Origin of the sequence: Arthrobacter sp. Soil763, from assembly GCF_001428365.1 — a bacterium.
Lineage (GTDB): Bacteria > Actinomycetota > Actinomycetes > Actinomycetales > Micrococcaceae > Arthrobacter.
In genome coordinates this window covers 117,778-137,744 of sequence record NZ_LMSH01000004.1, presented here as the reverse complement: position 1 = coordinate 137,744, position 19,967 = coordinate 117,778, and the positions used below count along the sequence as shown (strand labels likewise).

At 71.9% G+C, this 19,967-nt stretch carries 14 protein-coding genes and 1 pseudogene; 5 read left to right on the top strand and 10 right to left on the bottom strand.

What is annotated here, in order from left to right; genetic code table 11:
* The first annotated feature begins 66 nt into the window (after nucleotides 1-66).
* Both ASG71_RS13725 and ASG71_RS13720 read left to right on the top strand, forming a co-directional pair.
* The gene (locus ASG71_RS13725; RefSeq protein ID WP_056740236.1) at nucleotides 67-1,785 is read left to right on the top strand and encodes a dolichyl-phosphate-mannose--protein mannosyltransferase; all 1,719 of its coding nucleotides are present in this window, start codon (nucleotides 67-69) and stop codon (nucleotides 1,783-1,785) included.
* Nucleotides 1,786-1,848: 63 nt separating this feature from the next.
* Nucleotides 1,849-3,678, top strand: a complete 1,830-nt coding sequence (locus ASG71_RS13720; protein ID WP_056740234.1) for an AMP-dependent synthetase/ligase — start codon at nucleotides 1,849-1,851, stop codon at nucleotides 3,676-3,678.
* Nucleotides 3,679-4,090: 412 nt separating this feature from the next.
* Here the strand turns inward: ASG71_RS13720 and ASG71_RS13715 are convergent.
* Nucleotides 4,091-5,287: pseudogene (locus ASG71_RS13715) on the bottom strand (TIGR01906 family membrane protein); the annotation flags it as partial.
* Nucleotides 5,288-5,412: 125 nt separating this feature from the next.
* Complete coding sequence (locus ASG71_RS13710; protein ID WP_200948001.1) at nucleotides 5,413-6,405, bottom strand: stage II sporulation protein M; 993 nt, start codon at nucleotides 6,403-6,405, stop codon at nucleotides 5,413-5,415.
* An 81-nt stretch (nucleotides 6,406-6,486) separates the two neighbouring features.
* Between ASG71_RS13710 and ASG71_RS13705 the strand changes: the two genes are divergently transcribed.
* Complete coding sequence (locus ASG71_RS13705) at nucleotides 6,487-7,293, top strand: RDD family protein (protein WP_056740232.1); 807 nt, start codon at nucleotides 6,487-6,489, stop codon at nucleotides 7,291-7,293.
* Nucleotides 7,294-7,330: 37 nt separating this feature from the next.
* On the opposite strand, the gene ASG71_RS13700 is transcribed toward ASG71_RS13705, so the two are convergent.
* The 5 genes from ASG71_RS13700 to ASG71_RS13680 form a co-directional block, all read right to left on the bottom strand.
* Nucleotides 7,331-8,527 (bottom strand): L,D-transpeptidase, encoded by a 1,197-nt coding sequence (locus ASG71_RS13700; RefSeq protein WP_235564103.1) that lies wholly within the window; start codon nucleotides 8,525-8,527, stop codon nucleotides 7,331-7,333.
* Between the two features lie 67 nt (nucleotides 8,528-8,594).
* Nucleotides 8,595-9,821, bottom strand: coding sequence for a L,D-transpeptidase (locus ASG71_RS13695; protein ID WP_235564102.1), 1,227 nt, complete (start codon nucleotides 9,819-9,821; stop codon nucleotides 8,595-8,597).
* A gap of 216 nt (nucleotides 9,822-10,037) precedes the next feature.
* The gene (ahcY, locus tag ASG71_RS13690; protein WP_056740228.1) at nucleotides 10,038-11,516 is read right to left on the bottom strand and encodes an adenosylhomocysteinase; all 1,479 of its coding nucleotides are present in this window, start codon (nucleotides 11,514-11,516) and stop codon (nucleotides 10,038-10,040) included.
* A 96-nt stretch (nucleotides 11,517-11,612) separates the two neighbouring features.
* Complete coding sequence (locus ASG71_RS13685) at nucleotides 11,613-11,855, bottom strand: Trm112 family protein (protein WP_056740226.1); 243 nt, start codon at nucleotides 11,853-11,855, stop codon at nucleotides 11,613-11,615.
* An 82-nt stretch (nucleotides 11,856-11,937) separates the two neighbouring features.
* Complete coding sequence (locus tag ASG71_RS13680; protein ID WP_056740224.1) at nucleotides 11,938-12,327, bottom strand: DUF3499 domain-containing protein; 390 nt, start codon at nucleotides 12,325-12,327, stop codon at nucleotides 11,938-11,940.
* Between the two features lie 155 nt (nucleotides 12,328-12,482).
* Here ASG71_RS13680 and ASG71_RS13675 point away from each other — a divergent pair, with 155 nt between their 5' ends.
* The gene (locus ASG71_RS13675; protein WP_056740221.1) at nucleotides 12,483-12,980 is read left to right on the top strand and encodes a metallopeptidase family protein; all 498 of its coding nucleotides are present in this window, start codon (nucleotides 12,483-12,485) and stop codon (nucleotides 12,978-12,980) included.
* A gap of 62 nt (nucleotides 12,981-13,042) precedes the next feature.
* On the opposite strand, the gene ASG71_RS13670 is transcribed toward ASG71_RS13675, so the two are convergent.
* The 3 genes from ASG71_RS13670 to ASG71_RS17010 are packed head-to-tail and all read right to left on the bottom strand — an operon-like array spanning nucleotide 13,043 to nucleotide 18,829.
* Nucleotides 13,043-14,842 (bottom strand): DUF5719 family protein, encoded by a 1,800-nt coding sequence (locus ASG71_RS13670; protein ID WP_056740219.1) that lies wholly within the window; start codon nucleotides 14,840-14,842, stop codon nucleotides 13,043-13,045.
* Nucleotides 14,835-18,254 carry a glycosyltransferase family 2 protein gene (locus ASG71_RS13665; protein WP_056740217.1) on the bottom strand — a complete coding sequence of 1,140 codons (3,420 nt, stop codon included), beginning with the start codon at nucleotides 18,252-18,254 and terminating at the stop codon, nucleotides 14,835-14,837. Before ASG71_RS13665 ends, ASG71_RS13670 begins: the two co-directional genes overlap by 8 nt.
* Nucleotides 18,255-18,283: 29 nt before the next feature.
* A complete protein-coding gene (locus ASG71_RS17010) occupies nucleotides 18,284-18,829 on the bottom strand; it encodes a WhiB family transcriptional regulator (RefSeq protein ID WP_082575178.1) in 546 nt (181 codons plus the stop codon).
* 398 nt (nucleotides 18,830-19,227) lie between these two features.
* On the opposite strand from ASG71_RS17010, the gene ASG71_RS13655 reads away from it, so the two are divergent.
* Nucleotides 19,228-19,953 carry a TIGR03089 family protein gene (locus ASG71_RS13655; protein WP_056740215.1) on the top strand — a complete coding sequence of 242 codons (726 nt, stop codon included), beginning with the start codon at nucleotides 19,228-19,230 and terminating at the stop codon, nucleotides 19,951-19,953.
* The last annotated feature ends 14 nt before the right edge of the window (nucleotides 19,954-19,967 follow it).

The following is a 19,967-nucleotide window of genomic DNA, read 5'->3' as shown; positions in this document are numbered from 1 at the left end:
GGCCCGACGGGCCCGGCCCTCGATTGCGGCGGGCGACGGTAGCATGGCAGGGTGACGCAGACCCCCATGCGGCCTGCCGGGCCCGGTTCAGCCGCATCGGCGCCGCCCGCCGCTGCCCGCCCGGACGGCATCAGCCACCCCCACGGCACCAGGCGCAACCTCGAGGGGCACCGCTGGATCGCCCGGCCGGGAGAGGCGTACACCGTCGAGGCGCTGCAGGAGCGGCTGATCGGCAGCCTCCGCAGCTGGCGGGACTACCCGCCGTCGCTGCGCCTCTGGTTCTGGCTCATCCCCGCCCTGACCGCGCTGCTCGGCGGCATCCTGCGCTTCGTCCGCCTGGACGTGCCGCACAAGCTGGTCTTCGACGAAACCTACTACGTCAAAGACGGGTACTCCCTGCTGGTCAGCGGCTACGAGCGGGCCTGGCCGGAGAAAGCCAACGACGCCTTCATCGCCGGCAACCCGGGGGTGCTGCTGGACAGCCCCGAATACGTCGTGCATCCGCCCGTCGGCAAATGGATGATCGCGGCCGGGATGTGGCTCTTCGGCCCGGACAACCCCTTCGGCTGGCGCTTCGGCGCCGCCCTGACCGGCACGCTCTCGATCTTCCTGCTCGCCCTGGTGGCGCAGAAACTGTTCCGCTCGCTCACCCTCGGTGCGGTGGCCGGGGTGCTGCTGGCGGTGGACGGCCACCACCTGGTGATGTCCCGGACCTCGCTGCTGGACATCTTCCTCATGTTCTGGGTCCTGGCGGCCTTCGGGGCGCTACTGATGGACCGCGACGACGGCCGCCGCAGGCTCGCGGTGCGGCTCGGCCGGCAGGCCGCAGCGTCCGCCGACGGCGTCCCCTCCCGGCTGCAGCTCGCCGCCGGCCCGTGGCTGGGGATCCGCTGGTGGCGGATCGCCGCGGGGGTGTGCCTGGGCCTGGCCGTCGGCACCAAGTGGTCCGCCCTGTTCTTCCTGGCCGGCTTCGGGCTGCTGACCGTCCTCTGGGACCTCAGCACGCGCCGCATCGCCGGGGTGCACGGCTGGATCAGCGGCGGCATCCTCAAGGACGGGATCGTGGCGTTCCTGAGCATGGTTCCGGTCGCGGGGCTGGTCTACACCGCCACCTGGGCCGGCTGGTTCCGCTCCGGCAACGCCTACTTCCGGCACTGGGCCGAGGCCAATCCGTCAGCCGCGTGGGGCTGGATCCCCGATTCGCTCCGGTCCCTGGCCCACTACCACCTCGAGGCGTACAAGTTCCACCAGGGCCTGAGCGCGGAGCACCCCTACGAGGCGAGCGCCTGGAGCTGGCTGGTGCTGGGCCGGCCGACGTCGTTCTTCTACGAATCAGCCAAACAGGGCTCCGAAGGCTGCGAGCTGCCCAGCTGCACCTCGGCGATCCTCTCGGTCGGCAATCCGCTGATCTGGTGGAGCGCCGCGGTCAGCCTCGGCATCCTGCTGTTCTGGTGGGCGGGGCGCCGCGACTGGCGCGCCGGAGCCATCCTGGCCTCCGTCGGCGCCGGGTACCTGCCCTGGTTCATGTATCCGGAACGCACCATGTTCTTCTTCTATGCGGTGTCCTTCGAACCGTTCCTGATCCTGGCCCTCGTGTACTGCCTGGGCCTGGTCCTGGGCCGCCGCACGGACCCGCTCTGGCGCCGCCGCTCCGGGCTGTTCCTGGTGGCGCTGTTCGTGGTGGCGGCCGTGCTGTTGTCGGCGTTCTTCTACCCGGTGTGGACCGCGGAGCTGATCACGTACCAGGACTGGCGGCTCCGGATGTGGATGCCCTCCTGGATCTAGGGCAGGATTACTAGCGGATGCCGCGACCACCGGGCCGCGGACCGGAACGGGAGACTTTGGGTTGTGAGAGAAGCTAGCACCGGGCTGCTCGTGGAGCTGGACCCGGAAAGCAACGTGACGGACCTGCTGCTGGAGCAAGCCGCCAAGGATCCCGGCCACGCGCTCTATGCCCGCAAGGGGCCTTCCGGGTGGACCGATGTGCCCGCCGGGCAGTTCCTGGACCAGGTCCGGGCCCTGGCCAAGGGGCTGATTGCCGGCGGGCTCGCACCCGGCGACACGGTCGCGGTCATGTCCGCCACCCGCTACGAATGGACCGTGGTGGACTTCGCGATCTGGTTCGCCGGCGGTGTCACCGTTCCGGTGTACGAGACCTCCTCCGCCAGCCAGGTCGAATGGATCCTGCACGACTCCGGCGCCCGGCACGTCTTCGTCGAGGACCGGGCGAAGGCCGCCCTCGTCCACGGCGTGGTGGACGCCTCGGCGCTGCTGGCCGGCCGCGTGCTCGGCGTCGTGCGGATGGACTACGACGGCGACGCCCCCAACCTCGCCAGCCTGGCGGCCGCCGGCAGCGGCGTCAGCGACGCCGAGCTGGAACGGCACCGCAGCATGGCCGGGCTCGACGACGTCGCCTCCCTGGTCTACACCTCCGGCACCACGGGCCGTCCCAAAGGCTGCGAGATCACGCACGGCAATTTCGCGCTCGTCGCGAAGAACATTGTCCTGTTCCTGCAGGAGATCCTGCTGCAGGAGCACACCCGGACCCTGATGTTCCTGCCGCTGGCCCACGTCCTGGCCCGCGCCGTGCAGGTCGTCTGCCTCAGTGCCGGCACCACGCTGGGCCACACCTCCAGCGCCAAGGAACTGCTCGAGGACCTGGGCACCTTCAAGCCCACGTTCCTGCTGGTGGTGCCCCGGATCTTCGAGAAGGTCTATGCGGGCGCCGCCCAGAAGGCGGCCCAGGCCGGCAAGGAACGGCTCTTCGGGGCGGCCGCCGCCGTCGCCGTCGGATATTCGCAGGCCCTCGACGCCGCCGCCCGCGGCGAGGGACCCGGCCCCGGCTGGGGGCTGCGCGCCCGGCACCGCCTGTTTGACCGGTTGCTCTATCCCAAGCTCCGGCAGGCGTTCGGCGGCAGCCTCGGCTACACCGTGTCCGGGGCGAGCCCGCTCAGCGCCCACGACGCGCACTTCTTCCGGGGCGCCGGAGTGCCGGTGCTGGAGGGCTACGGGCTGACGGAAACGACGGCGCCGTGCACGGCCAATATCCCCTCGCGGACCAAGGTCGGGACGGTAGGCATTCCGGTTCCGGGCACCACCATCCGGATCGCCGACGACGGCGAGATCCTGGTCAAGGGCATCGGCGTCTTCAAGGGCTACCACGCCAACGCGGCGGCCAACGCCGAGGCGTTCGTGGACGGGTTCTTCCGCACCGGAGACCTGGGCAGCCTCGACGCGGACGGCTTCCTGACCATCACCGGCCGCAAGAAGGACCTGCTGGTCACCGCGGGCGGGAAGAATGTGGCCCCCGGGCCGCTGGAGGAAAAGATCCGCGAGCACCAGCTCGTGGCCCAGGCGGTGGTGGTCGGCGACGGGCGGCCGTTCGTCTCGGCCCTGGTCAATCTGGATCCCGAGGGGCTGGAAAACTGGTGCGCCGCGCACCGCCTCCCCGCCATGGGGCCCGCCGAGGCGGCGCAGGACGACCGCATCCGCGCGGCCATCCAGGCCTCCATCGACGACGCGAACACCCTCGTGTCCAAGGCCGAGTCGATCCGCAGCTTCGTCGTGCTCGACGCCGACTTCACCGTCGAGTCCGGGCATCTGACCCCGTCGCTGAAACTCAAGCGCGCCGCCGTGGTGCGGGACTTCGAAGCGCAGATCAACCGGATCTACGGCTAGGCCGGGCCGGCCGCGGGCGTCCCGCAGGAAACGCAAGAGCGGCCGGCACGGGTGTGCCGGCCGCTCTTGTGCGTCCGTGCTCCTGCGGAGGCCGTGCGGGCCGGGCGGGAGCCGGCCGGGGCCAACCTCCCGCCGGGCCCCGCCGGCTTGCCTACTGCGGTTTCCGGTCCGCGGCCGTGGCGGGCTCCGGCGACGAGGCGCCGTCGGCCGCGGTCGTAGCGGAGGCGGGTCGTTCCGCGGAACCGGGGCGCTCTCCGGCCGTGTGGCGCTCTCTGGCGGCGGTTTCCGTAGGGGTGGCATGGCTGTCGTCACCGGTGCCGGGCGTGGCGGTCGCGTCTCCGGCGCCGTGCTGGGCACGCTTGAAGCGGCGGCCCCTGGGCCCGGCGGCCTCGCCGGCGGCGGCCCCGTCGGCGGCGTTGGCCCCGTCGAAGGAGCCTGCCTCCGGATCGGCGGCCGCGGCCGCTTTACGGGTGCGCGGCGGCAGGCCGCGGCGGCGACGGGTCGGCCAGGTGAGGATCAGGGTGAGCAGCGATGCGATCAGCACCAGGGCGCCGATCACGATTCCCGCGTCCACCCAGAATTGGCCGGGGAACAGCCGGATCAGGGTGTCCGACAGGGCAAAGGTCCAGGTGCCGTTGGCGAAGAAGATGCGGTGGAAGTCGGTGAAGAACTGCTCCCAGCCGAGCACCGCGAGCACGCCAAGGCCGATGATGAGCACCAGGGTCACGATCGACCCGGCGAAGAGGCCGCGGCGGACCCCTCCCGTGCTGCGGCGGCGCAGGTAGAGGATGGCGATCAGGCTCAGCAGGGCCAGCAGGACGCCGGCGCCGAAAGCGGACAGGATGACGAGTTTGACGTCGGCCATGTGGCTGACCTCGCCCTCCCGGAAGAGAGGCTCGCCGGAGCGGTTGACGAGTTCGCCGAGGTACCGCGGGCCGGACCAGTTGCCGAGGTAGTCGACGGCGTAGGAGCCGTAGGTCATCCGGTCATCGGTGTTGAAGCCGTACCCGTCGCCGGGAAAGCCGGGCCGGTTGTACTCAACCCAGAGGAAGAGCGGGCTGGTCACGGCGCGGACGGCCACGACCAGCAGGATGATCGGGAAGCAGACAGCCAGGATTACTTGCATCACGCGCGGCGCCACCGGCTTGGCCCGGGCGGCCTGCTCGCGTTCGGCGTTGCGGCGTTCCACTTCCTCCTGCGGCGGCCGGACCTGCAGCGCGGAGGTCGGCAGCGACTCGTTGAAGACCGCTTCGTTCCGGCCGGCGGGCGCGGCATCCACTGCCCTGCGGTCGGCGCGGCGGCCCTGCCGTTCGCCGGGCCCGGTCAGAGCGGAGCCTGCCGCGCTCTCCCGGCTGGCCGCCGCCGGAGCGGCCGCATTTCCAGCCGGTCCCGGGCGGGAAGCGGCCGCGGCAGGCGCCGCGGCCTCGGGGGATGCGGCGTCGGGGGCCCGGCCGGAATCAGCCGCGGCCTCAGGCGTTCCGGCCTCGGGCGTTCCGGCGCGCTTGCCGGCTGCCGGCTTCATCCATTCGAAGGCGGGCTCGTCGGTGTCCCCGGCAGGGTCCGTCTCCGGATCCTGCCGGTTCGGAGGGGTGGGACTCTGTTCAGTCACTGCAGCTTCGCTTCCGTAGGGTTCCGCGCTGCCGGGGGCTGGGCCCGGCACCGCCACATATCTGACACCGAGCCTACCGTCCGCGCCTTAGCCCGGGCGAGGTGCCACCCCGGGGTCGGGCCGATTCAGGCGGATATTTCGGCGTAGCCGGCGTCGCCGCCGTCGAGGTCCCCGCGGGCCCCGGCGCGGTGGGCCGCGCCGCCGTAGCGCAGGACGTAGAACCAGTAGCCGGCCAGGACCCCGGCGCCGATGGTGATCTTGGCCCAGACCGGAAGCCCGCTGGGGGTCACGAACCCTTCGACCACGCCGGAGACCAGCAGCACCAGGACCAGCCCAAGGGCGACCGTGACGAGCGACCGGCCCTCGGCGGCAATCGCCTGCGAGCGGCGGTACGGTCCGGGCGCCACGGCGGCCCAGAAGATCCGCAGGCCCGCCGCGCTGGCGACGAATACCGCCGTCAGTTCCATCAGCCCGTGCGGCAGGATGTAGCTGAAGAAGACGTCGAGCTTGCCGGTGGCGGCGAAGACTCCGGCGGCGACGCCCACGCCCTGCGCGTTCGCCACCAGGATCATCGGGACCCAGAACCCGGTGATCCCCAGGGCCACCGCCTGGGCGGCGATCCAGGCGTTGTTGGTCCAGACCAGGCCGGCGAAGGACGCGGCAGGGTTCTCGGAGTAGTAGTCGATGAAGTCCTCGTCCACGTAGCGGCGGACCTGCGCATCCGAGCCCAGTGCGCGCAGCGCCTCCGGGGATGTACCGATCCAGGCCGCGTAGGCCGCGGCGATCAGGCAGAAGGCCAGCCCGCACCACAGGGTCAGCCAGCGGATCCGGTACAGGGCGGCGGGCAGGGCGATGACGAAGAACCGGGCCAGGTCTTCGGTGAAGTTGGACCGGGCGCCCGTGAACCGGGTGCGGGCCTGGGCCAGGGTGGCTGAAAGCGACGAGGAAAGTGTGCTCTCCGGTTCCAGGGACCGCAGCAGCGACAGGTCCGCCGATGCCTCCTGGTAGAGCCGGAGCAGTTCGTCGGCGTCCGCGCCGCTGAGCCTGCGCTGGTGCGCCAGGGCGTGCAGCCTGGCCCACTTGGCCCCGTTGACCAGGGCGAACGCCTCGATGTCCACGGCACCACCATAGCCCCACCCCCAAGCCTGCCGCGGAGGGTGGTTAGACTGTGCCTGACTGGCAGAGGAGCGGGGGCCGCATTGAGTTCAATCATCACCGGCGAGGCCGTCGTCCTTGAGCTGCGTCCGGCGTCGTTCGCGGCCCGTGCACTGGGGCTGCTGCTCGATGTTGTGGTGAATGTTGCCCTGCTCTGGATCATAGTGTCCCTGGTCGCCGCGGCCGCCCCCAAACTGGATGACGCCGCCCTCCGTGCCCTGTTCACGGTGGCGGTCGTGTTCAGCTTCGTGGTGGTCCCGGTCGGCGTGGAGACGCTCAGCCGCGGCCTCTCGGTCGGCAAGCTGGCCACCGGGCTGCGGATTGTGCGCGACGACGGCGGCTCCATCCGTTTCCGGCACGCACTGATCCGGGGGCTGGTCGGTTTCCTGGAGATTTATGCCACGCTCGGGGGCCTGGCGGTGGCCGTTGCGCTGTTCAACGGCAAGTCAAAGCGGCTCGGGGACCTCGTGGCGGGGACCTACGCGCTGCGGCGCCGGGTGCGGGCCGAACCGCCGGTGCTGCACCGGGTTCCATACCAGCTGCAGCCGTGGGTGGCGGCCGCGGACATCGGCCGGATTCCGGATGCTGCGGCCCGGCGGGCCTCGCTCTTCCTGCGCCAGGCCGGCCGGATGGCCCCGGCCTCCCGCGCTGCGCTGGCGCAGTCGCTGGCCACCGAGGTCGCCGCCCATGTCGCTCCCCCGCCGCCGGCCGGAACGGGGCCGGAGGACTACCTGGCGGCAGTCCTGGGCGAACGCAGCCGGCGCGAGCTGGGCCGGCTGGAGGCGGCACGGGAGCGCAGCACGCGCCTGGGCGCCCGGCTCCGCCGGCTGCCGCACGCCCGCAGCCGCTGACCGCGGCGCGCCGAAGCGCGGCCCGCCGGACCGACAATCAGCGTTTGGCGTACTGCGCCCAGGGGATGTTCCAGTCGCCGAACCCTTCGAGCGGTTCCACCGGCGCGGCCCCGGTATTCAGGGTCTGGACGACGTCGCCGGTCTTCATGTTGCTGAAGAACCACTGGGCGTCCGCGGGCAGCAGCCCGACGCAGCCGTGCGAGACGTTGAACCGGCCCACCGCGCCCCAGGCAGACTTCAGCGCCTGGTGGACGTAGACTCCCGAGGTCGTCAGCCGGTTCGCGTACTCGACCGTCAGCGGCGGGTAGTAGCCCTTGTCGCCGGGCTTGAGCCCGATGCTGCCGGCGTTGAATTTGGACCGGCGCTCCTGCTCCATGATGACCGCATAGCCGGAGGGCGAGAGCCAGTCCTCGCCGCCGAGGGTGACCGGCGCCGTGCGGACCAGCTTCCCGTTGAAGTACACCTTCATGGTCTTGGTGACGTCGTCCACGACGGCGATCCGCTGCGGCCCGACCGTGAAGGAGACCGGGACGTTGGAGTTGCCGACCATGCCATTGCCGAAGTCGACGCCGAAGAGCTTAAGGTCCACCGTGATTTTGGTGTTCGCGGCCCAGAACTTCTCCGGCCGGATCCGGACGCGGCGGTCCGAATACCAGCGCCAGGCGACGGCCTGGCGCGACGAAACCTTGACGGCGACGGCCTTCTCCATGGCCGTCTTGTTCAGGACCGGTTCGCTGAAGACGATCTCGATCGGCTGCCCGGCGCCAATGGTGCTCCCGTCGAGGGGATAAACGGCGGCGTCCGCCTCATTGGCCGTGCCGACGGTCGCGAAGCTTTGTTCCTTCGTCGTTTCCCGGCCGGCGCCGTCGACGATGGTGAAGCGGTAGCTGTACCGGGTGTTGAAGTCCAGGGGCTCCCCCGCGGTCCAGGTGGAACCGTCGGCGCTCACCGTCCCGGGGACCGGGGCGCCGCTCTCGGACTGCAGCACCACGTCCTTGACGGCGCCGTTGACGGCCTTGACCGCGGGGAGCGACGCCGGGTTGACGTCCCGGGCGCCGTCGGTCGGCGTGACGCCGAGTTCGACGGGTTTGACCACCGGGGCGGCCAGGCCGGCGACGTTGCGCAGCGGCGATGCCGCTTCCGAGGGCAGCTCGCTGTCCGCCCAGACCGGTGCGGTGGCGACGCCGATTCCGCCGGCGCCGACGGCCAGGCAGAGCCCTGCCACCGCCAGCATCTTGCCTGTGTTACTGCGTCCGCCGCGCGCGGCGCCCCCGGTCCCCATGATTATTCGTCCGTCCTGATCAGTTGGCGTACTTGGCCCAGGGGATGTTCCAGTCCCCGAACCCGTCGTCGAAGGCGGCGTAGTCACCCTCGGTGTTGACTACCTGGACCACGTCGCCGGTGGTCATGTTCTCAAAAACCCACTTCGCCCCGGCGGGGCCCAGGCCGACGCAGCCGTGGGAGAGGTTCGCCTTGCCGAGGAACGGCATCGCGGAGTCGGTGGCCTGGTGGATGAACTCGCCGCTGGGGGTCAGCCGGGTGGCGTAGTTGACGTCCAACTGGCCGTAGTAGGCCGGGTCCCCCGGTTTGAGCCCGATCGTGGAGGCGTCCATGTGCTCCACCCGGTACTTCTCCATGAAGACCAGGTAGCCCCGGGCCGAGGGGAACCTGGTGTCGCCCAGGGTCGCGGGCCACTGGCCGACCTTCCGGCCGTTGATGGTGGCGGTGAAGGTGTGGGCCTTGGCGTCGGCGTAGGCGATCTTCTTGTCGCCGATGTGCACGGTGACGACCTTGTTGAAGTTGCCGATCTGCCCCTTGCCCAGGTCGACGCCGAAGAGCTTGATGTCCATCGTGACCGTGCTGTTGGCCGCCCAGAAGGTCTGCGGCCGGTACCGGACCATGGTGTTGCTGTACCAGTGGAAGTCCCCGGGCTGGCCGGACGTGGAGCGGACCTTGATCGCTTTCTCCACGGCGGCGCGGTTGAGCACCGGTTCGCTGAAGGTCAGCTGAAGCGGCTGCGCCACGCCCACCTTCATGCCGTCCAGCGGGTAGATGGCTGCGTCCGCCTCGTTCGCGGTGGTCACGGTCGTGAAGCTGCGGGTGGCGTCCGTGCTGCGGCCCGCCGCGTCGACGACGGAGTAGCTGTAGGTGTAGCGGGTGTTGAAGTCCAGCGGCCCGGTGGCGGCCCACGTGGAGCCGTCGGCGGCGAGCGTTCCGGTCACGGCCTTGCCCGCTTCGCTGGTCAGGGCGGCGCGCTCGATCCGCCCGTTGCCGACCTTCAGGGTCACCGGCGCGGCCGGGTTGACCTGCACGGCGGAGTCCGCGGGTGCCGCGGCGAGCTGGAGCGGCGGCACGACGGGAAAGGCCAGCCCCTGGGTCGACCGCTCCGGGGTGGCGGCCTCGGAGGCGAAGGACGGGTGGGCCAGCGGCCCGGCCGCGGCGAAGACGCCGCCTCCGGCGGCCAGGGCGCACGCTGCAGCCAGCACGGCGGCTTTCCGGCCGGTACTCCAGCGTTTGGGGGCGTTCACAATACTCGGTCCTTCCGGGCCTCGGACATCGGCTGGGTGGCGGGCGCTCCTGGCCTCCACGGGCACCGCCGATGCAGGCGTTACCCTGCCAGCATAGGCGACGTTCCGGCGGTGGCAGCCGCAGGCTGCGGCACGATCCGGTTACGAAAAAGGGGGCTCCGCACCAGCAGGTCCGGAACCCCCTTTTCGCAACCGCGCCGCCCGCCGGGCGTGCTGCTAGTAGCGGTAGTGCTCCGGCTTGAAGGGGCCGGCGGGGTCGAGGTCCAGGTAGGCGGCCTGTTCCTTGGTGAGCTCGGTCAGTTCCGCGCCGAGGGCTTCGAGGTGGAGCCGGGCGACCTTCTCGTCGAGGATCTTCGGCAGCACGTAGACCTGCTTGTCGTATTCGCGCTCCCCCTCCGGCTGTCCTGCCTTGGTGAACAGTTCGATCTGCGCGATGGTCTGGTTCGCGAAGGAGTTGCTCATGACGAAGGAGGGGTGGCCGGTGGCGTTGCCGAGGTTCAGCAGGCGGCCCTCGGAGAGCACGATGATGGAGCGCTGCTCGTCCGTGCCGGCGTCGAAGACCCATTCGTGCACCTGCGGCTTGATCTCTACCTTCTGGATGCCGGGGATCCGGGCCAGACCGGCCATGTCGATCTCGTTGTCGAAGTGGCCGATGTTGCCCACGATCGCCTTGTCGCGCATCCCGGCCATGTGTTCGGCCATGATGACGTCCTTGTTGCCGGTGGTGGTGATGAAGATGTGGCCCTCGGCCAGGACGCTCTCCAGCGTGGCCACCTGGTAGCCGTCCATGGCTGCCTGCAGCGCGCAGATCGGGTCGATCTCGGTGACGATCACGCGCGAGCCCTGGCCGCGGAAGGCCTCGGCCGCGCCCTTGCCGACGTCGCCGTAACCGCAGACGACGGCGACCTTGCCGCCCATGAGCACATCGGTGGCGCGGTTGATGCCGTCCGGGAGCGAGTGGCGGATGCCGTACTTGTTGTCAAACTTGCTCTTCGTGACGGAGTCGTTGACGTTGATCGCCGGGAACAGCAGCTTGCCCTGCTCGGCGAGCTGGTAGAGGCGGTGGACGCCGGTGGTGGTTTCCTCGGTGACCCCGAGCAGACGGGAACCGATCCGGGTCCACTTCTGCGGGTCCTTCTGCAGCGAGGCGCGGAGCACCTCGAGGAAGACGCGGCCTTCCTCAGATTCGTCGTCGCCGGCGGCGGGCACGGCGCCGAGGGCTTCGAACTCGGCGCCCTTGTGCACCAGCATGGTGGCGTCGCCGCCGTCGTCGAGGATCATGTTCGGGCCCAGGTCCGGGTTTTCGTCCGCGCCGGGCCAGGTCAGGATCTGTTCGGCGGTCCACCAGTATTCCTCGAGGGTCTCGCCCTTCCAGGCGAACACCGGCACGCCCTGCGGGTCCTCGACGGTGCCCTGGCCCACGACGACGGCGGCGGCTGCCTCGTTCTGGGTGGAGAAGATGTTGCAGGAGGCCCAGCGGACCTCGGCGCCCAGGGCGGTAAGGGTCTCGATCAGGACGGCAGTCTGCACGGTCATGTGCAGCGACCCGGCGATCCGGGCGCCCTTCAGCGGCTGGCTCGCGCCGAATTCTTCGCGCAGGGCCATCAGGCCCGGCATCTCATGCTCGGCGAGGCGGATCTGGTGCCGGCCGGCTTCGGCCAGGGAAATGTCGGCGATCTTGTAATCGAAGGTCATGGGAATCCTTTGTACTAGCCGGAATGGAAGCGTGGGGCTGGGAGTGGTTCGGAGCCGAGGCGGACTCCGATGGGCGGCTGCCGCGCCGCCGGGTGCCTACTCCGCGGCGTGGCGGCCGCCGCTGCGGCCGCCGTCGTGCTGGTCGGAGGGGGCGGCGGTGGCCGCCGCGAGCAGTTCCGGCGGGAGCAGCAGCGGGATGCCGTCTTCGATTGCGTACCGCAGTTGGCGGCCCTCGGCGTCGGGGGCGGCGGCGACGAGTTCCTCGCCTTCCTGGACCAGCGCGGAGCCGGTCACGGGGCAACGCAGGACGGACAGCAGCTCGGGACTGATCAGCGACATGGTAAAGGCTCCCTGGGGGCGGCGCCGACGGCGCCGGTGGCGTTCGGAAAGTTCGGTTCCCAGCCTACCGCCAGTTCGTCGCTCAGGAGGGTTCGCGCAGGACACGCAGGTGCCCCCGGCGGGTTCCCTCGGCCGGGGCCGGGGCTTCCAGCGCCGGGTGCGCGGCGCGCCGGCCCTGGGCGGGCTCCGCAGCTGCGGGCCGGGCGGCGGCTTCACGGACCGCGTTGGCCAGGGCGAGCAGGTCGTCGGGTCCGGGGCCGGGCGGCGTGGCCGGCATGGCGAGCCGCAGGACCTCCCAGCCGCGCGGCACGGTGAGGGTGTCGGCGTGCTGTTCGCACAGGTCGTAGCAGTGCGGTTCCGCGTAGGTGGCCAGTGGTCCGAGGACGGCCGTGGAGTCAGCATAGACGTACGTCAAAGTCGCCACCGCCGAATTGCGGCAGGCTGACCTTGAACACTGACGAATTGCACCCACGACATCACAGGTTACTCCGCCCGGGGGCTGCAGCCGCGCATTGAAACGCTGGTCCGGGCGGAAACCGCTTACCGGTTGACCGCTGATGCGGGCGGGAAGAACGGCCGCAGGGCAGCCGTCTCGCAGAATTCAGGCGCCGGGTTTAGAGTCGAGATATGCAGTCATCGCACCATGATTCCGGCTTTACGGTCCGGTTGGCTGACCCCGCCGGCAGCGGCAGCAAGGGGAAGAGCTTCCGGCAACGCCGCAGGAACCGGCACGGCCGGGGCCTCCGCGGGGAATTGATGCTGCCCACGCTGCCCGGTTACCGGACCCGCTCGGACCGGTTCGATGATTTCGTCCTGGATTCGGCCCAGCGCCTGCACGACATCTGGGGCAAGCCGCTGGACGGGGTGCGCTTCGCGGTGGAGGAAATCCCGCCCGGCCTCGAACAGCTGGTCGCCGAGGGCACCCCCGCCCCGATGGGCGAGTACACGCCGGCGACGGCGGAGGACGGCCCGGTCATCACGCTCTACCGCAGGGTCGTAGAACAGGCCTGCGGCAGCCGCGAGGAACTCCAGGACCTCGTGCACGACGTCGTGGTCGAGCGCACCGCGGAGATGCTGGGCGTCCCGCCCGAATCGCTGGACCCGGTGTACCGCCGCCGCTACTGACCCTGCCCGGGGAGCGGCGCCGCCTCAGAAGCGCCGCCGGCAGGGCGCGCCGGCGGGCGGGCCTAGTAGCCGAGCGAGACCGGTACTTCCTGACTCCCGGCGGCGCCGGGCGTGACGGCGACGCTCGCGATGTCCGCGCGCCCCTCCTGCTGCAGCAGCACCGCGCCGTAGGCGGCGTCCCCCGAGGCGGAGACGAGGTAGCCCGCCACGGGTGAGCCTCCGACGTCGTCCGGGACCCGGACGGACGCGGTGGTTCCGCCGGCAATGTCCGCGGTGGCGGCGGCCCGGACCTTGCCGTCCGCGGTGATCGGCGTGTAACTGATTCTGGCCCGGCCCTCCGGCGCGCCGAAGACCAGGAACCGCTCCCCCTTCTGCGGCATCGGCACGACGTGCTGGCTGCCGAGCCTGCCCGAGGACGGCGCCCAGGCGAAATCCGCGGCTTCCCCGGCGTCCAGGCCGCGGGTAATCCGGGCGGCGGCGGCGAAGGAGACATCCGAGGTGGCGGAGACGGTGTAGTGGCCCGCGGGCACCCCCGCGAGCGGGATCTCCGTGACCGCCCCGGCCTTGGCGGTGACGACGCCGCCGCCGGGCAGCGGCTTTTGCCCGTCCCGGCCAAACAACTTGACTTCCACGACGGCGTCCGCGGCGCCCGGCACGGTGATCTGCAGCCCGGGCGTCGCGTCGGCGAAGCCGGTCTTCCCGCCGAGGGCCCGCACGGCGGCCGGGTTCTGGATATCGATGCCGGAGATGACCTGCCGCGCGGCGGGGGCCGCGCCGGGGGCGATGAAGTCGACGCCTCCGGGGGTCAGCCCGCGGAGCACGCTCTGCTGGATGATGGCCGAGACCGGCCCGCCTGTGCTGCGCACCCGCACGCTCAGCCGGTCCTGTCCGGGGGCGAGACCGGCCAGGATGATGGACCGGGTCTTTCCGGGCGCCACCAGCAGCCCGCGGCTTCCGGGGGCCTGGATGGTGCCCTTGGCGCCGAACAGGTCGAGGCTGACGGTGGCGGGGGTGCCGGAGGCGTTGCTGAGGTGCAGCACCGCGGTCCGGCCAAGGGCGGTGTTCGCGCCCACCAGCCACTGGTCGTTGGAGGGCCGCTGGCAGGCGGCCGCGGCGGCGCCGCGGAGGTCGCCGTCGGCAGCGGTATAGCTGAGCAGTCCGGCGGCGGAGGGCTGCTGGTTTGCCAGCGCATCAGCGCTGAGCACGGTGGCGGACTGGACCCCGCGTTGGGGTTCGACGGCGGCCGTCGGGACGGGCGCCGACGCGGCCGGGCCGGCGACAGTGGCCGACGGCGCGGGGGCGCTGGCCGGCGGCACGGGCTTGGCCAGTTCCGCCAGGGTGCGTCCGCCGAGCGCGGCCAGCCGGCTGCCGGGCAGCGTGCCGTTGCCGGAGCTGAGGACGACGGCGGTCACGGCGCTCCGGGCGGTGGCCGATTCGGGGCTGAACTGCGGATCGGTGCCCACCGGGGTTCCCTGGAGCAACCGGGCCGGTCCGGGGCAGATGCCGACGCTGCTGCCGGCCGGCACCGCGGTCAACGGCGCCTGGAGCTGCCGGCTGCCCGGCCCCTGGGGGGCGAGCCGGTCCGCGGCGATCAGTCCCCCGCCGGCGGCGACCAGCACGGCGGCGGCGGCGAGGCCGCCCACGGCCGCGGCCGCGGACCGCAGCCGGCGCGCGGCCGGGGTCCGGGGCGCCGGGCCCGGCCTGCCTGCCCGGCCGCGGACCGGGGCGGTGTCGGGTTGCGCCGGAGTGGAACCGGGCTGCGCGGCCGTGTCGTCCGGTTGCCGGGCCGGGCCTGTTGCCTGGCCGGCCGGGGCGTCTGCGCCCGGCTGCCCGGCGTCGTCGTCGCGGTGGTCCTCACGCATGTTGGTGATCCTTACGCAGGGAGACTTCGTCCCTGGAGAAGCCGGCGTTGCGGCGGCGGGCGGGCATCGGAATGGCCAGCAGCACGGTCAGGCCGATCACGACGGCCTGCGCGATGCCGGTCCAGGGAGCCCACGGGGTGTCGTAGCGGATGCTGAGCTGGCCGCCGTGGGTGGGCAGGGTGAACGCCTGGGCCCAGTCGGAGGTGGTGGCGGTGAGCCGCCGGCCGTCCAGCCAGGCGCTCCAGTTCGGGTCCGCGCGGTCGGCGAGGACCACCAGGCGGCCTTCCGGGCCGTCGGGCACCGGCGCGTCGGCGCTGACCGGCCCGGAAGGCAGCAAGCCCACGGACTTCCCGGCCGCGTCGACGATCCGGACCCGGTGTGCGACGTCCGCGGCCTCGGCGGCCGCCTCGTTCAGCGGGGTGATCCGCCAGAGCCAGCCGGACTCGGTTCGGCCGACAGCCACGAGGCCGGGCACGGCGTCCATGCGGCTGGCCAGCAGTTCGGCGGCGTCGTCGGCGGCTTCCAGGACCACGAAGCCGGCGCCGAGCTGTTCAAGCCGCTGCCGGGGATCGACGCCGTCGGCCGCCACGATCGTCGCGACCGCGCCGCGCAGGGCAGCCGTCACGGCATCGTCGTCGCGGACTGTCTCTTCGCCGGGACCGCCCAGGATCTGGCGGGCGGAGGCGACGGCGGACAGGGAGTCGAGCCGGGTGCCGGCGCCGCGCATGAGGGCGGCGGCGAAGGTCCCGTTTTCCCGGGTGGAGATGACGAGGGTGCGGGTCTGTTCCGTGCCTTCACCCCGGTCGACGGCCGTGGCCGGCAGGGTCCGGGCGCGGCCGCCCTGCACCAGCCGCGGCACCCCGAGGGAGGCGGCGCGCGCCGGGTCTGTGCCGGTGCCGGCCTCCGCGGCGCCGGCGTCCGCACCGGCGATCCCGCCAGCCGGGGTGGCCGCAGCCGTGGCCGTCGGGTCCGGGCCGGACTGCAGCAGGTTGTGGGCGGCCCACGCGGCGAGGCCGGTGAGCGGGCCTGCGATCAGCAGGACAGTCGCCGTGGCCGCTGTGCCGCGGATCACCAGGCGCCGGACCAGGATGCGGCGGCCCGGGGCCGGGGTATCTGGAGCGTCGGCCGCGTCGAGCAGGGCCTGGGCACCGATCAGGGCAGCGCCCAGGAGCGCGAAAGCCGCCGTGGAGACCGCAGGGCCGCTGAAGGGGGTGACCAGGACGTCGCCGCTGGCGCCGGTGGCGACGTGCCCGGCGAGCCAGCCGCCGGCCAGCATCAGCAGGGCGCCGGCCCAGAGGCAGCGGGCCAGTCGGGGCCCGGGGCCGGCGGCGGGCCGGCCCGGAAGGAAGAGCGCCGTGATGGCAAGGAGCAGGACCGGCAGGCCGAGCAGCAGGGCCAGGAGCAGGGCCCACGGGACAGCACCGGGTCCGAACGCCGGAAGTCCGGCCAGCCCGGCGCCGGCGTCGAAGCGCAGCGGCTGGCCGAGGGCTTGTTGCCAGAGGGGTGCGGCGTCAAAGCCCAGGGGCAGGCCCGGGTCGGCCAGCAGCGCCCGGGGACGGTCCAGGACCGAGAGCGCGAGCGGGAGGAACATGGCCAGGGCGGGCAGCAGCGTCCACCACAGCGTGCGCCCGCGGCGCCCGAGCAGGACGGCGCACAGCACCACGATGATGACGGCCGGCACCAGCAGGGACGGGGCTGCCGCAGTCACCGCGGCCAGGGCCAGGCCAGCCGCGGCAGCGGCCGTCCAGGACGGGGTGCCGTTGATGCCGGGCTTGATCGGAGGCTTCTCCGTGAACCTGCGGTCCCCCGGCGCCGGCATGGCGAAAAGCCCGCGGCCCGGAACGGACCCGGTGGCGCGCAGCAGGGCCAGGACGAGCAGGGGCAGCAGCATGTGGGCGATGAGGGCGCCGAGCCGGCCCTGGTTCAGGGCCACCTGGAGGGCGGGTGCCCCGGCCCAGACCAGTGCCGCCGCGAGCCGCAGCCGGCGGCGGCGGGTCAGGGCACCGGCGGCGAACCACGCACCGAGGGCGGACAGCGGCATGGCCAGGAGCAACAGCCAGGCTACGGCTCCGCTGGCGTTGCCCGCGCCGAGCACGCCGAGCACCCAGAGCAGGTAGTCGAACGGGTCTCCGTGCCCCGGCAGCCCGGCCCCCAGGGCGATCCACCAGCCGGAGGCGTGGTCCCAGATGTCGCCCAGCCGGGCCGAGACCGGGATCAAGGCCCCGCCGGTGACGGCGTCGGCCCGGAACAGGCCCAGCAGGCCCAGGACGGACGCGGCCGTGGCCAGCAGCACGGCCAGCAGGGCGCCGTTGCCGGCCCAGCCCCGCTCGGGAGTACGCAGTGCCGAGAAGTCGTCGGCGGCATCGCCGGTGGGCTGTTCGGCCAGCGGATCGTGGCCGGAGTCCTCCGCTTCGTCCGAACCGAAGGCTTCGATCAGCGACCGCCGGTGCGCCCAGACTTCCCGCCGGGGCGTTTGCAGGCCCTTAATCACGGACCGCCGGATCCGGCGGGTGCGCGCGGCGTTGCGCCGGCCCCGGATCACCGCGGCCGGCCGGGCCAGGGCGCCGAGGGTGGCCAGCAGCTGGGAGAACCCGTGGCCGGGATCCTTCACCGCGATGCTGAGGACAAGTTTGAAGAGGCTGCCCAGGAGGGCGCCGGCCGCGTGCAGCGGGACTTTCCAGGCCGCGGCGTGCTTGAGCCGCAGGTGGACCTGGGCCTTGCGGGCGGCCTTGGCGGTGCCCGCGCCGTGCGGGCGGTGGGCGACGTGGAACATGCGGGCGCTCGGTACCACGACCACACGGTGTCCGGCCAAGCGGTTGCGCCAGCAGAAGTCGACGTCGTCCCCGGTCCCCGGCAGGGCGGGGTCGAAGCCGCGCAGGTCCTCCCAGACGTCGCGGCGGACCAGCATGCCGGCCGAGTTCACCGCGAAGGTGTCGCTGCGCCCGTCGTACTGGCCCTGGTCGAGTTCGTCGGCCTCGATCAGGGAGAGCCGCTCGGCCCAGCGGCTGGTGGACAGACCGACGTCGATCAGCCGGCGTTCCGCGTGCCAGTCGAGCTGTTTGCAGCCCGCCACGGTGACCGACGGGGCCCGCTCCACGGCGTGCAGCAGTTCGGCGAGGGCCTCCGGCGCCGGAGCGGCGTCATCGTGCAGCAGCCAGATCCATTCGGAGCCGGGGGACCCGGCCGGTCGGGGCTCGAGGGCCGCGAGGCCGGCCTGGACCGCGCCGCCCAGGCCGCTGCGGCCCGGGTCGACGGCGGTGACGTTGGCTGCCCCCAGCGCTTGTCCGAGCAGCGCCAGGGAGTGGTCGCGGGATCCGGTGTCGACGCCGATCGCGGCGTCGGCCGGGCGCGTCTGCGCGGCCAGGGCCGCGAGGGTCCGGGGAAGAAAGTCACCGCCGTCGTGGGCTACCACGACGGCGGTGACCCGTACTTCATGAAGAATTAGACTGCCCGCTTCCTAAGCCGGCGGCGCTCCCGCTCGGAGAGTCCGCCCCAGATACCGAAGCGCTCATCGTTAGCCAGGGCGTATTCCAGGCACTGCGAACGGACGTTGCAGGCGCCGCAGACCTTCTTGGCGTCGCGGGTGGAGCCGCCCTTTTCGGGGAAGAAGGCCTCGGGGTCCGTCTGCGCGCACAGCGCGTCCGTCTGCCACCCGAGTTCGCCTTCGTCATCGAAGTCCTGTCGGAGCGGCAGTCCGATCCACACCGGCTGGGCGGTGGTTCCGGCGTGCAGCGTCTGCAGTTCCATGGGCGGGTCAAGCGGGTCGTTGTCCGGCTCCGCGTCCCCGGCCAGAAGTGCCTCATGGGCTGCGAGGAAGGCCGTGGCCTGGTCCTGCAGCGAGTCCTGGGTGTGTTCGTTGTACCGCTGCGCGGCGTCCGGATCGGCCGGGTCCACGTACCAGTCGCTGGGCACCCCGCGTGACCGGTACTTTGCCGTCGCCTGGCCGGCGACGACTTCATCTTCATGGATACGCTCTGCAAGCCCCATTGGCGTTCCCTCTCTGATTTGGCAGCCTTTGCCTGACCCTCGGACACTCGGTTGTGTGCCGGCTTTTGCGCATTGGCTTTCGATACCTAATTACACGCGTGTAAGTCTCCGGGAGTCAAGCCGCAGCGGAGATAATAATCAGCGGCCGGCGGATTTTCCGGGCACGCCACGCCCGGTTTTTTCCGGACACTGCCGCGGCCGCGCGCCGTAAAAGACAGCCTGCTGAGCACTTTCTTGAGCGAACGATGCGTCTCCGCTGGGATTTTCCTGCGTTTTCGGCCTTTTTCCTCCACCGGGCATCCGGCGCCGCCGCGCCAGCCACCCGCGGCCGGCGTCCGGCGGTGACGAACGTCACAGGCGCCGGAGCCGCGGCATAGCCGTCGTGGCAAGATGAGGTCATGAGTATCCCGGCCCTTGAACTGATGTCCGCCCTGCGTTCGGGCCGGTCCACCGCGCCGCGGCTGACCTGGTACGGCCCCGACGCCGAACGGGTCGAGCTTTCCGGCCGGGTGCTGGATAACTGGGTGGCCAAGACCAGCAACCTGTTGCAGGACGAACTCGATGCCGAACCGGGCACGCGACTGTCCCTGGACCTTCCGGCGCACTGGAAAACGGTAGTGCTCGCCCTCGGCGCCTGGCAGGTGGGGATGGAAGTGGTGCTCGACGGCGGCGAGGCGGAACTGCTCGCCACGGCGGATCCGGCACCGGCGGCCGCCGCTGCCCGCTCCGACGCCGTCCTGGCCGTGGCCCTCGGCGGGCTGGCCATGCGGTGGCCCGGCGACCTGCCCTCCGGCGTCGTGGACTACGCCGCGGAGGTGCGCTCCCACGGTGACTTCTTTATGCCCTTCGTCGAACCGGAGGCGGACCGCCCCGCAGTGCGCGGGGCCGATGGGACGGCGTACGCCCACGGGGCGCTGCTGACGGACTTTGCCGCGACCGGACAAGCTGGGCAGATCGGCACGGACGAGCCCGAACGGGTGCTGCTCCGGGCAGCGGACGGCGTCGGTCCCGTGCTCGCCCAGGCGCTCGGAGCGTGGCGGCGGGACGGTTCAGTGGTGCTGGTGCACCCTGAGGTTGCGGTGACCGAGCGGCTGCTTGCCGACGAGCGGATCAACGCCGGCTGAGCAGCGTCGCGCGC

Excerpts from the sequence above, each read along its gene's own strand:
- ASG71_RS13725 (WP_056740236.1), top strand. The coding sequence starts at position 67 with ATGCGGCCTGCCGGGCCCGGTTCAGCCGCATCGGCGCCGCCCGCCGCT.
- ASG71_RS13700 (WP_235564103.1), bottom strand. The coding sequence starts at position 8,527 with ATGCTGGCGGTGGCAGGGCTCTGCCTGGCCGTCGGCGCCGGCGGAATC.
- ahcY (WP_056740228.1), bottom strand. The coding sequence starts at position 11,516 with ATGACCTTCGATTACAAGATCGCCGACATTTCCCTGGCCGAAGCCGGC.
- ASG71_RS13685 (WP_056740226.1), bottom strand. The coding sequence starts at position 11,855 with ATGTCGCTGATCAGTCCCGAGCTGCTGTCCGTCCTGCGTTGCCCCGTG.
- ASG71_RS13675 (WP_056740221.1), top strand. The coding sequence starts at position 12,483 with ATGCAGTCATCGCACCATGATTCCGGCTTTACGGTCCGGTTGGCTGAC.
- ASG71_RS13670 (WP_056740219.1), bottom strand. The coding sequence starts at position 14,842 with ATGCGTGAGGACCACCGCGACGACGACGCCGGGCAGCCGGGCGCAGAC.
- ASG71_RS17010 (WP_082575178.1), bottom strand. The coding sequence starts at position 18,829 with ATGGGGCTTGCAGAGCGTATCCATGAAGATGAAGTCGTCGCCGGCCAG.
- ASG71_RS13655 (WP_056740215.1), top strand. The coding sequence starts at position 19,228 with ATGAGTATCCCGGCCCTTGAACTGATGTCCGCCCTGCGTTCGGGCCGG.